Annotated in this window: 9 protein-coding genes, 1 tRNA gene, 1 rRNA gene and 1 pseudogene; all 12 read left to right on the forward strand. The window is 36.6% G+C overall.

Going from position 1 to position 10,688, the window contains the following annotated elements; genetic code table 11:
* Positions 1-2: 2 nt before the first annotated feature.
* Entirely contained in the window at positions 3-572 is a 570-nt protein-coding gene (gene pth / locus O3652_RS05325) for an aminoacyl-tRNA hydrolase (protein ID WP_125413749.1), read from the forward strand.
* On the forward strand, positions 573-4,076 hold the full coding sequence (gene mfd / locus O3652_RS05330; RefSeq protein ID WP_125413750.1) for a transcription-repair coupling factor: 3,504 nt from the start codon (positions 573-575) through the stop codon (positions 4,074-4,076).
* A gap of 57 nt (positions 4,077-4,133) precedes the next feature.
* Complete coding sequence (locus O3652_RS05335) at positions 4,134-4,400, forward strand: RNA-binding S4 domain-containing protein (RefSeq protein WP_001234971.1); 267 nt, start codon at positions 4,134-4,136, stop codon at positions 4,398-4,400.
* Positions 4,393-4,761 (forward strand): septum formation initiator family protein, encoded by a 369-nt coding sequence (locus O3652_RS05340; RefSeq protein WP_000089268.1) that lies wholly within the window; start codon positions 4,393-4,395, stop codon positions 4,759-4,761. The genes O3652_RS05335 and O3652_RS05340 overlap by 8 nt, the downstream gene beginning before the upstream one ends.
* A gap of 4 nt (positions 4,762-4,765) precedes the next feature.
* Positions 4,766-4,888, forward strand: coding sequence for an SP_0009 family protein (locus tag O3652_RS05345; protein WP_000429343.1), 123 nt, complete (start codon positions 4,766-4,768; stop codon positions 4,886-4,888).
* Positions 4,881-6,149: a serine hydrolase gene (locus tag O3652_RS05350; RefSeq protein WP_125413751.1), complete on the forward strand. Its 1,269-nt coding sequence runs from the start codon at positions 4,881-4,883 to the stop codon at positions 6,147-6,149. The genes O3652_RS05345 and O3652_RS05350 overlap by 8 nt, the downstream gene beginning before the upstream one ends.
* The gene (gene tilS / locus O3652_RS05355) at positions 6,146-7,423 is read left to right on the forward strand and encodes a tRNA lysidine(34) synthetase TilS (RefSeq protein WP_042903092.1); all 1,278 of its coding nucleotides are present in this window, start codon (positions 6,146-6,148) and stop codon (positions 7,421-7,423) included. The genes O3652_RS05350 and tilS overlap by 4 nt, the downstream gene beginning before the upstream one ends.
* 4 nt (positions 7,424-7,427) lie before the next feature.
* Entirely contained in the window at positions 7,428-7,970 is a 543-nt protein-coding gene (hpt, locus tag O3652_RS05360) for a hypoxanthine phosphoribosyltransferase (protein WP_000889408.1), read from the forward strand.
* Positions 7,971-7,985: 15 nt separating this feature from the next.
* Positions 7,986-9,944: an ATP-dependent zinc metalloprotease FtsH gene (gene ftsH, locus O3652_RS05365; protein ID WP_042903093.1), complete on the forward strand. Its 1,959-nt coding sequence runs from the start codon at positions 7,986-7,988 to the stop codon at positions 9,942-9,944.
* Between the two features lie 38 nt (positions 9,945-9,982).
* Positions 9,983-10,233, forward strand: a pseudogene (locus O3652_RS05370) (23S rRNA (uracil-5-)-methyltransferase RumA); the annotation flags it as partial.
* A 67-nt stretch (positions 10,234-10,300) separates the two neighbouring features.
* A tRNA-Glu gene (locus tag O3652_RS05375) sits at positions 10,301-10,372 on the forward strand.
* Positions 10,373-10,602: 230 nt separating this feature from the next.
* A 16S ribosomal RNA gene (locus O3652_RS05380) occupies positions 10,603-10,688 on the forward strand; the annotation flags it as partial.

Genomic DNA, 10,688 nt, shown 5'->3' on the forward strand with positions numbered 1-10,688 from the left:
AAATGACTAAATTACTTGTTGGATTAGGAAATCCAGGGGATAAATATTTTGAAACCAAGCACAACGTTGGATTTATGTTGATTGACCAACTAGCTAAAAAACAAAATGTCACCTTTACACATGACAAGATATTTCAAGCTGATCTAGCATCTTTTTCCTTCAATGGAGAAAAAATTTATCTCGTCAAACCAACAACATTTATGAATGAAAGTGGAAAAGCGGTTCATGCTTTATTGACTTACTATGGTTTGGATATTGAAGATTTACTCGTTATTTACGACGACCTTGACATGGAAGTCGGGAAAATTCGTTTAAGAGCAAAGGGATCAGCAGGTGGGCATAATGGTATCAAGTCTATTATTCAACATATAGGGACTCAGGTATTTAACCGTGTTAAAATAGGTATTGGAAGACCTAAAAAAGGCATGTCAGTGGTTCACCATGTTTTAAGTAAGTTTGATCAGGATGACTATGTGGGTATTTTACAGTCTATTGACAAGATTGACGATGCTGTAAACTACTATTTACAAGAGAAAAACTTTGAGAAAACAATGCAGAGGTATAACGGCTAAATGGTGACTTTATTAGATTTATTCTCAGAAAATGACCAGATAAAAAAATGGCATCAAAATCTGATAGATAAGAAAAGACAACTAATACTTGGTTTATCAACTTCTACCAAGGCTCTTGCAATTGCAAGCAGTCTAGAAAAAGAAAATAAGATTGTGTTACTGACTTCAACTTATGGAGAAGCAGAACGAATTATCAGTGATCTTCTTTCTCTCTTAGGAGAGGAACTTGTCTATCCATTTTTGGTTGATGACTCTCCTATGGTAGAGTTTTTGATGTCTTCGCAAGAAAAAATCATTTCGCGGGTTGAGGCCTTGCGTTTTTTGAGTGATCCGTCTAAGAAAGGGATTTTAGTTTGTAATATCGCAGCGAGTCGATTGATTTTACCCTCTCCGACTAGATTTAAAGAAAGTACTATAAAAATTGCAGTTGGCGAAGAATATGACCAACACGAGCTACTTCACCAGTTAAAGGAAATTGGATATCGAAAAGTTACTCAAGTACAGACACAAGGTGAGTTTAGTATTCGAGGAGACATTTTAGATATTTTTGAGATGTCTCAGTTAGAACCTTTCCGAATCGAGTTTTTTGGCGATGAAGTAGATGGTATTCGTACTTTTGAAGTCGAAACACAATTATCGAAAGAAAATCAGACAAACCTCACTATCTTTCCAGCTAGCGACATACTTTTGAGAGAAAAAGATTATCAACGAGGACAGTCAGCTTTAGAAAAGCAAATTTCAAAGACTCTATCACCAATTTTAAAATCATATTTGGAAGAGATTTTGTCAAGTTTTCATCAAAAACAAGTACATTCAGATAGTCGAAAGTTTTTGTCCTTATGTTACGATAAAACATGGACTGTATTTGATTATATTGAAAAAGATACACCAGTATTCTTTGATGACTATCAAAAATTGATGAATCAGTATGAATCCTTTGAAAGAGAATTAGCACAATACTTTACAGAAGATTTACAGAATGGTAAATCATTTTCTGGGATGCAGTATTTTGCAGATACAGAGCAAACCTATAAAAAACAAAGTCCAGTTACCTTTTTCTCTAATCTGCAAAAGGGCTTAGGAAACCTCAAATTTGATCACATTTATCAATTTAATCAATACCCCATGCAAGAGTTTTTCAATCAGTTTTCTTTTCTTAAAGAAGAAATTGAGCGATACAAAAAAATGGACTACACCATTGTTTTGCAGTCTAGCAATTCAATGGGCAGTAAAACATTGGAAGATGTTTTAGAGGAATACCAGATCAAATTGGATTCCAAAGATAAGTCAAGTATCTGTAAAGAATCTGTAAACTTGATTGAGGGTAATCTAAGACATGGTTTTCATTTTGTAGATGAAAAAATTCTCTTGATTACTGAACATGAGATTTTTCAAAAGAAATTAAAACGTCGGTTTAGAAGACAACATGCTTCAAATGCAGAGCGATTAAAAGATTATAATGAACTTGAAAAAGGGGACTACGTTGTTCACCATATCCATGGAATTGGTCAATATTTAGGAATCGAAACAATTGAAATCCAAGGTATTCACCGTGATTATGTCAGTGTACAGTATCAAAATGGTGACCAAATCTCCATCCCAGTAGAGCAGATTCAGTTACTGTCCAAATATGTTTCAAGTGATGGGAAACCTCCAAAACTCAATAAATTAAATGATGGTCATTTCAAAAAGGCCAAGCAAAAAGTTAAGAACCAAGTAGAGGATATAGCTGACGATTTAATCAAGCTTTATTCTGAGCGTAGTCAGTTGAAGGGGTTTGCTTTCTCGGCTGATGATGAAGATCAACATGCTTTTGATGATGCCTTCCCTTATGTCGAAACAGATGATCAACTTCGTAGTATTGAGGAAATCAAGAGAGATATGCAGGATTCTCACCCCATGGATCGACTTTTGGTTGGAGATGTTGGTTTTGGGAAGACTGAAGTAGCAATGCGTGCTGCTTTTAAGGCAGTCAATGATCACAAACAGGTGGTCGTTCTAGTTCCAACGACGGTTTTAGCGCAACAGCACTATACGAATTTTAAGGAACGATTCCAAAATTTTGCTGTTAATATTGATGTGTTGAGTCGCTTTAGAAGTAAAAAAGAGCAGGCAGAAACACTTGAAAAACTAAAGAATGGTCAAGTCGATATTTTGATTGGAACGCATCGTGTTTTGTCAAAAGATGTTGTGTTTTCAGATTTGGGATTGATGATTATTGATGAAGAACAACGATTCGGTGTTAAGCATAAGGAAACTTTGAAAGAGCTAAAAAAACAAGTAGATGTTCTAACCTTGACAGCAACGCCAATCCCTCGTACTCTCCACATGTCTATGCTGGGAATCCGAGATTTGTCTGTTATTGAAACTCCTCCAACCAATCGCTATCCTGTTCAAACCTATGTATTAGAGAAGAATGATAGTGTCATTCGTGATGCTGTCTTGCGTGAAATGGAGCGTGGAGGTCAAGTTTACTATCTTTACAACAAAGTTGACACTATTGATAAGAAGGTTTCAGAATTACAGGAGTTGATTCCAGAGGCTTCGATTGGATATGTTCATGGACAAATGAGTGAAATTCAGTTGGAAAATACTCTACTTGATTTCATTGAAGGTCAGTATGATATTTTGGTGACGACTACTATTATTGAGACAGGGGTAGACATTCCAAATGCCAATACCTTATTTATTGAAAATGCAGACCATATGGGCTTGTCAACCTTGTATCAATTAAGAGGAAGAGTCGGTCGTAGTAATCGTATTGCTTATGCTTATCTCATGTATCGTCCAGAAAAATCAATTAGTGAAGTTTCTGAGAAGAGATTAGAAGCGATTAAGGGATTTACAGAATTAGGCTCAGGATTTAAGATTGCTATGCGAGATCTTTCGATTCGTGGAGCAGGAAATCTCCTAGGAAAATCGCAGTCTGGTTTCATTGATTCTGTTGGTTTTGAATTGTATTCACAGTTATTAGAGGAAGCTATTGCTAAACGGAACGGTAATGGGAATAAAAGAACCAAAGGAAATGCTGAGTTGATTTTACAAATTGATGCTTATCTTCCTGATACTTATATTTCTGACCAACGACATAAGATTGAAATTTACAAGAAAATTCGTCAAATTGACAATCGTGTCAACTATGAAGAACTACAAGAAGAATTGATGGATCGATTTGGAGAATACCCAGATGTAGTAGCATACCTTTTAGAGATTGGCTTGGTTAAATCATATTTTGACAAGGTCTTTGTAGAACGTGTGGAAAGAAAAGAAAATAAGATTACAGTTCAATTTGAAAAAGTCACTCAACGACTGTTCTTGGCTCAAGATTATTTTAAAGCCTTATCCGCAACGAACTTAAAAGCAGCCATAGCTGAGAATAGAGGATTAATGGAAGTTGTATTTGATGTCCGAAACAAGAAGGATTATGAAATTTTAGAAGGTTTGCTGATTTTTGGAGAAAGTTTATTAGAGATAAAAGAATCAAAGGAAGCAAATCCCATTTAACATTTTTCTTCTATAAAAAGGATAAAAATGGTACAATAATAATTTGAGGTAATAAAAATGAGATTAGACAAGTATTTAAAAGTATCACGAATTATTAAGCGTCGCACAGTCGCAAAAGAAGTAGCAGATAAAGGTAGAATTAAAGTGAATGGAATTTTGGCCAAAAGTTCAACGGATTTAAAAGTTGATGACCAAATTGAAATTCGCTTTGGAAATAAGTTGTTGCTTGTTAAAGTACTAGAGATGAAAGATAGTACGAAAAAAGAAGATGCAGCAGGCATGTATGAAATTCTCAGTGAAACACGGGTAGAAGAAAATGTCTAGAAATATTGTACAGATGAATAATTCTTTTATTCAAAATGAACATCAACGTCGTCGTTACCTGATGAAGGAGAGACAAAAACGAAATCGTTTCATGGGTTGGGTCCTTATTTTGATGATTTTGTTGTTTATTTTACCAACTTATAACTTGGCCCAAAGCTATGATCAGTTACTGCAACGCCGTCAGCAATTAACAGAGTTGAAAGAGCAGTACCAAACTCTTAGTGACGAAAAGGATAAGGAATCTGCTTTTGCTGCAAAGTTAAAAGATGAAGACTATGTAGCAAAATACGCACGCGCCAAGTACTATTACTCAAAGAAACGAGAAGCAATTTATACAATTCCTGATTTGCTTCCGAGGTAATGTCATGGAAAATTTATTGGAAGTTGTTGAGCAATTTTTAAGTTTGTCAGATGAAAAATTAGAGGAATTGGCAGCTAAAAACCATTTATTACGATTACAAGAAGAAAGGGAAGAGAAGAATGCGTAAGTTCTTAGTAGTTTTACTGCTACCTGCTTTTATCATAACCTCAAGAGTAGTTAGCACAGAAAAACAGCTTCCTTACTCTTCACAAGAAATTTATTATCTAACTGAGTCTGATTATGGATTCTACTATAAGGAAACTCTGGAATCCCCAATGGTATATGGAGAAACAGCAGTCTATGCTAATGAGGATCTTGTCAAGGAGTCTGGTAAATTAACTCTTGGAAATGCCTTTAAAATCGTAGAATGGCGTTTAAATAGACAAGGTGTTCCTGTTTTTAAATTAGATAATCACCAGTTTATCCTTGCAGATAAGCGTTTGGTCTATGATCAAAGTCAAGTTCAAACTCAAAATAGACAAGTATGGTTGGAGCCGGGGTTTGTTATCTATAACAGCCCCTATGATGCGAAAGAAATTTCTTCATCTCTCTCTCCCTATCAACTTGTAACGGTGGATAGAACTCTCTTTGCTGAGGGACAAGAATTTCTTCATATTGATCAAGTTGGGTGGGTATCAAAAGAGTTCGTCTCAGAAGAAGACAATCGCATCCAGAAGGTTCAAGAAATTTTATCAAACAACTATCAGAATGAAAATTATTCTATTTATGTTAAACAACTGAGTACAGGTAAAGAGGCTGGGGTGAATGAAGACAGCAAACTTTATGCAGCTAGCATCTTGAAACTAGCCTACCTTTATTACGCTCAAGATAAGATAAATCAAGGGGAATATACGCTAGACAGTAGCTTCAAGTATATCCCAGAAGTAAATAGTTTCCCTGGGTCCTATAAACCAGAAGGTAGTGGTAGCTTACCTAAAAAAGAAGATAACAAAGAATACAGTCTTCAACAGTTAATTACCAAGGTAACAAAAGAGTCTGATAATGTTGCTCATAATATTTTAGGTTATTACGTGACCAATCAATCTGACGGGGCTTTTAAAGAAAAAATGTCCACCATTATGGGCGAAGATTGGGATGTGAATGATAAACTGACTTCTTCAAAAATGGCTGGAAAAGTCATGGAAGCTATTTATAATCAGAATGGTTTTGTCCTAGAGTCTCTAGGTAAGACTGATTTTGACAACCAAAGAATCGCAAAAGGTGTTTCGGTTAAGGTAGCTCATAAAATTGGAGATGCCGATGAGTTTAAACATGACACTGCCATTGTTTATACGGATTCTCCTTTCGTTCTTTCCATTTTCACCAAAAATTCTGATTATGATACTATTGCTAAGATAGCCAAGGATGTCTATGAGGTTCTAAAATGAGGGACCAGGATTTTTTAAATCATTTTCTCCGAAAAGAGTATTTCAAAAAACATTCTAAAGTCGTATTAGCTTTGTCTGGCGGACTGGACTCAATGTTTTTATTCCAGCTATTGTCTACTTATCAAAATGAGTTAGAAATTGAGTTGATTTTAGCACATGTCAATCACAAGCAGAGAAGGGAATCTGACTGGGAGGAAAATGAACTAAGGAAGTTAGCTGATGCAGCTGAACTTCCTATTTATATCACAAGCTTCTTAGGAGACTTTTCAGAAGCGCGTGCTCGAGAGTTTCGTTATGATTTTTTTAGGAAAATCATGAAAGAGATTGGAGCGACTGCCTTGGTTACTGCCCACCATGCAGATGATCAAGTTGAAACGATTTTGATGCGCTTGATTCGAGGAAGTCGGCTCCGTTATTTAACAGGAATAAAAGAAAGCCAAGTAGTTGATGGAATTGAAATCATTCGTCCCTTGTTGCATTTTCATAAAAAGGATTTTCCACCAATTGTTCATTTTGAAGATCAAACAAATCAGGAAAATACCTATTTTCGCAATCGCATTCGGAATAGGTATTTACCAGAGCTTGAAAAAGAAAATCCTCGTCTTAAATCCGCCCTTTTAGATTTAGGAAGGGAAATTTCAGATTACCAAGCAACAATAACGGAACTTTCGAAACAAATTGATGTGGAAGATTTGAATGAGCTATTTTCATACTCTCAACAAACTCAAGGAATCTTGCTCCAAAACTATCTTAATCAATTTCCAGACTTAAATCTGACAAAGGCTCAGTTTGCTGAAGTTCGACAGATTTTAGCAACGAAAAGTCAGTATCGTCATTCTCTTAAAAATGGCTACGAATTGATAAAAGAGTATCAACGGTTTCAAATTTGTAAAATCAGTCCTCAGGCCGATGAAAAGGAAGATGAACTTGTGTTACACTATCAAAATCAAGTTCGATATAAGGGCTATTTATTTTCCTTTGGCATTCCTATTGAAGGGGATTTTGTTCAAAAAGTAACGGTTTCACGGGAAACATCTGTATATATTAGATGTCGAAAACCTGGCGATATTATTAGGCTGAATGGTTATCGAAAGAAACTGAGACGCTTATTTATAGATTTAAAAATCCCTATTGAAAAACGAAAAACAACCCCTATTATTGAGCAATTTGGAGAAATTGTCTCAATTTCAGGAATTGCGACCAGTGATTTGAGTAAAAACACGAAAAATGATATAATGAACACTGTAATTTATATAGAAAAAATAGATAGGTAAAAAGATGTTAGAACACGATATTAAAAAAATCCTCGTTTCACATGATGAAATTACAGAAGCGGCTAAAAAGCTAGGTGAACAATTAACCAAAGACTATGAGGGGAAAAATCCAATTCTTATTGGAATTTTGAAAGGATCGATTCCTTTTATGGCTGAATTGGTTAAACATATTGATACGCATATTGAGATGGATTTCATGATGGTATCTAGTTACCATGGTGGAACAGCAAGTAGTGGTGTCATCAATATCAAGCAAGACGTGACGCAAGATATCAAAGGAAGACATGTTTTATTTGTAGAGGATATCATCGATACAGGTCAAACCTTGAAGAATTTGCGAGATATGTTTATTGCAAGAGAAGCAGCTTCTGTTAAAATCGCGACTTTGTTGGACAAACCAGAGGGACGCGTTGTTGAAATTGAAGCGGATTACACTTGCTTTACTATTCCAAATGAGTTTGTAGTAGGTTATGGTTTGGACTATAAAGAAAATTATCGTAACCTTCCTTATGTCGGAGTTTTGAAAGAAGAAGTTTATTCAAATTAGAAAGATCTATCTTTAATGAAAAAACAAAATAATGGTTTAGTTAGAAATCCATTTCTATACTTGTTAATTATCTTCTTCCTAGTGACAGGATTCCAGTATTTTTACTCTGGAAATACTGCTGGGCGAAGCGAAAAAATTAACTATACAGAATTGGTAAAAGAAATTACAGCAGACAATGTAAAAGAATTAACCTATCAGCCAAATGGCAGCATCATTGAAGTGTCTGGTGTTTATAAAAATCCTAAGACTAGTAAAGAAGAAACAGGAATTCAATTTTTCACTCCTACAGCTACAACAGTAGAAAGATTCTCAAGTACTATTCTTCCGTCTGATTCAACAGTTTCAGAATTGCAAAAACTTGCTTCTGAACATCAGGCAGAAGTAACAGTCAAACATGAGAGTTCAAGCGGTATGTGGATCAATATCCTTGTCTCTGTTGTGCCATTTGCTATTCTTTTCTTCTTCCTATTCTCTATGATGGGAAATATGGGAGGGAATAGTGGCCGAAATCCAATGAGTTTTGGACGTAGCAAGGCCAAAGCTGCAAACAAAGAAGATATCAAGGTACGATTCTCAGATGTTGCTGGTGCCGAGGAAGAAAAACAAGAATTAGTAGAAGTTGTTGAATTCCTAAAAGATCCAAAACGATTTACCAAACTTGGTGCGCGTATTCCTGCAGGTGTTCTTTTAGAGGGACCTCCGGGAACAGGTAAGACCTTACTTGCTAAGGCGGTTGCTGGAGAAGCAGGAGTTCCATTCTTTAGCATCTCAGGATCGGACTTTGTAGAAATGTTTGTCGGAGTTGGGGCTAGCCGAGTTCGTTCACTTTTTGAGGATGCAAAAAAAGCAGCGCCAGCCATCATCTTTATCGATGAAATTGATGCCGTTGGTCGCCAACGTGGTGTCGGTCTTGGTGGAGGTAATGATGAACGTGAACAAACCTTGAACCAACTCTTGATTGAGATGGATGGTTTTGAGGGAAATGAAGGAATTATTGTTATCGCTGCGACGAACCGTTCAGATGTTCTAGATCCAGCTCTTCTCCGTCCAGGACGTTTTGATAGAAAAGTCTTAGTTGGTCGCCCTGATGTTAAAGGTCGTGAAGCAATCTTGAAAGTTCACGCTAAAAATAAACCTCTGGCAGACGATGTGGATTTGAAACTAGTTGCCCAACAAACTCCAGGTTTTGTGGGAGCTGACTTGGAAAATGTTCTAAATGAGGCAGCCTTGGTTGCAGCCCGTCGCAACAAGTCAGTCATTGATGCTTCAGATATTGATGAGGCAGAAGACAGAGTGATTGCTGGACCATCTAAGAAGGATAAAACAGTATCACAAAGAGAACGGGAATTGGTTGCTTATCATGAGGCTGGACATACTATTGTTGGTTTAGTCTTGTCAAATGCCCGTGTTGTTCATAAAGTTACCATTGTACCACGTGGACGTGCAGGTGGTTACATGATTGCGCTTCCGAAAGAGGATCAAATGCTTCTATCTAAGGAAGACATGAAAGAACAATTAGCAGGTTTGATGGGTGGTCGTGTAGCTGAAGAGATTATCTTTAATGTCCAAACGACAGGAGCTTCAAATGACTTTGAACAAGCTACACAGATGGCGCGTGCAATGGTCACTGAATACGGTATGAGTGAAAAACTTGGCCCAGTTCAATACGAAGGTAATCATGCTATGTTTGGTGCACAAAGTCCTCAAAAATCAATTTCAGAACAAACAGCCTATGAGATTGACGAGGAAGTTCGTTCATTATTAAATGAGGCACGAAACAAAGCAGCTGAAATCATCCAATCAAATCGTGAAACTCATAAGTTGATTGCAGAAGCATTGTTGAAATACGAAACATTAGATAGTACACAGATTAAATCTCTTTACGAAACAGGGAAAATGCCTGAGACAGTAGAAGAGGAATCCCATGCACTATCTTATGATGAAGTAAAATCAAAAATGAGTGAAGAAAAATAAATTTAGAGAGGTTCAACCTCTCTTTTATGTTCTAATGTGATGGCTACCGAGCAGATGCCTTGATAGTCGATCCTCCTCGTACAGGTTTAGATGATAAGCTGTTGGATACCATTCTAACCTATGTTCCAGAAAAATGGTCTATGTATCCTGCAATGTTTCGACCTTGGCTCGAGATTTGGTTAAACTGGTAAAAGTTTATGATCTCCAGTATATCCAGTCAGTCGATATGTTTCCCCACACTGCACGAACAGAAGCAGTAGTCAAGTTAGTGAAGAAAAGAAAAAATTAAATTCACTAAAAAAAGTCCTTGACAAAGGTAAAAAAGTAGGTATAATAGAAAGAGTTGAAAAGCTCAAGGTCCGTTGGTCAAGGGGTTAAGACACCGCCTTTTCACGGCGGTAACACGGGTTCGAATCCCGTACGGACTATGGTGTATTGCGGTTAAAAAAACTTGAAAAAAGTTTAAAAAATCTGTTGACAGAGGCAGATGGCTGTGATATACTAATATAGTTGTCGCTTGAGAGAGATTGAGTGACAAAGACCTTTGAAAACTGAACAAGACGAACCAATGTGCAGGGCACTATAACTGAGGTTATAGTACTGAACAATGAAAAAACAATAAATCTGTCAGTGACAGAAATGAGTGAGAACTCAAACTTTTAATGAGAGTTTGATCCTGGCTCAGGACGAACGCTGGCGGCGTGCCTAATACATGCAAGTAGAACGCTGAAGGAGGAGCTTGCT

Origin of the sequence: Streptococcus sp. 27098_8_23, assembly GCF_041432195.1 — a bacterium.
GTDB lineage: Bacteria > Bacillota > Bacilli > Lactobacillales > Streptococcaceae > Streptococcus.

Excerpts from the sequence above, each read along its gene's own strand:
- pth (WP_125413749.1), top strand. The coding sequence starts at position 3 with ATGACTAAATTACTTGTTGGATTAGGAAATCCAGGGGATAAATATTTT.
- mfd (WP_125413750.1), top strand. The coding sequence starts at position 573 with ATGGTGACTTTATTAGATTTATTCTCAGAAAATGACCAGATAAAAAAA.
- O3652_RS05335 (WP_001234971.1), top strand. The coding sequence starts at position 4,134 with ATGAGATTAGACAAGTATTTAAAAGTATCACGAATTATTAAGCGTCGC.
- O3652_RS05340 (WP_000089268.1), top strand. The coding sequence starts at position 4,393 with ATGTCTAGAAATATTGTACAGATGAATAATTCTTTTATTCAAAATGAA.
- O3652_RS05345 (WP_000429343.1), top strand. The coding sequence starts at position 4,766 with ATGGAAAATTTATTGGAAGTTGTTGAGCAATTTTTAAGTTTGTCAGAT.
- O3652_RS05350 (WP_125413751.1), top strand. The coding sequence starts at position 4,881 with ATGCGTAAGTTCTTAGTAGTTTTACTGCTACCTGCTTTTATCATAACC.
- tilS (WP_042903092.1), top strand. The coding sequence starts at position 6,146 with ATGAGGGACCAGGATTTTTTAAATCATTTTCTCCGAAAAGAGTATTTC.
- hpt (WP_000889408.1), top strand. The coding sequence starts at position 7,428 with ATGTTAGAACACGATATTAAAAAAATCCTCGTTTCACATGATGAAATT.
- ftsH (WP_042903093.1), top strand. The coding sequence starts at position 7,986 with ATGAAAAAACAAAATAATGGTTTAGTTAGAAATCCATTTCTATACTTG.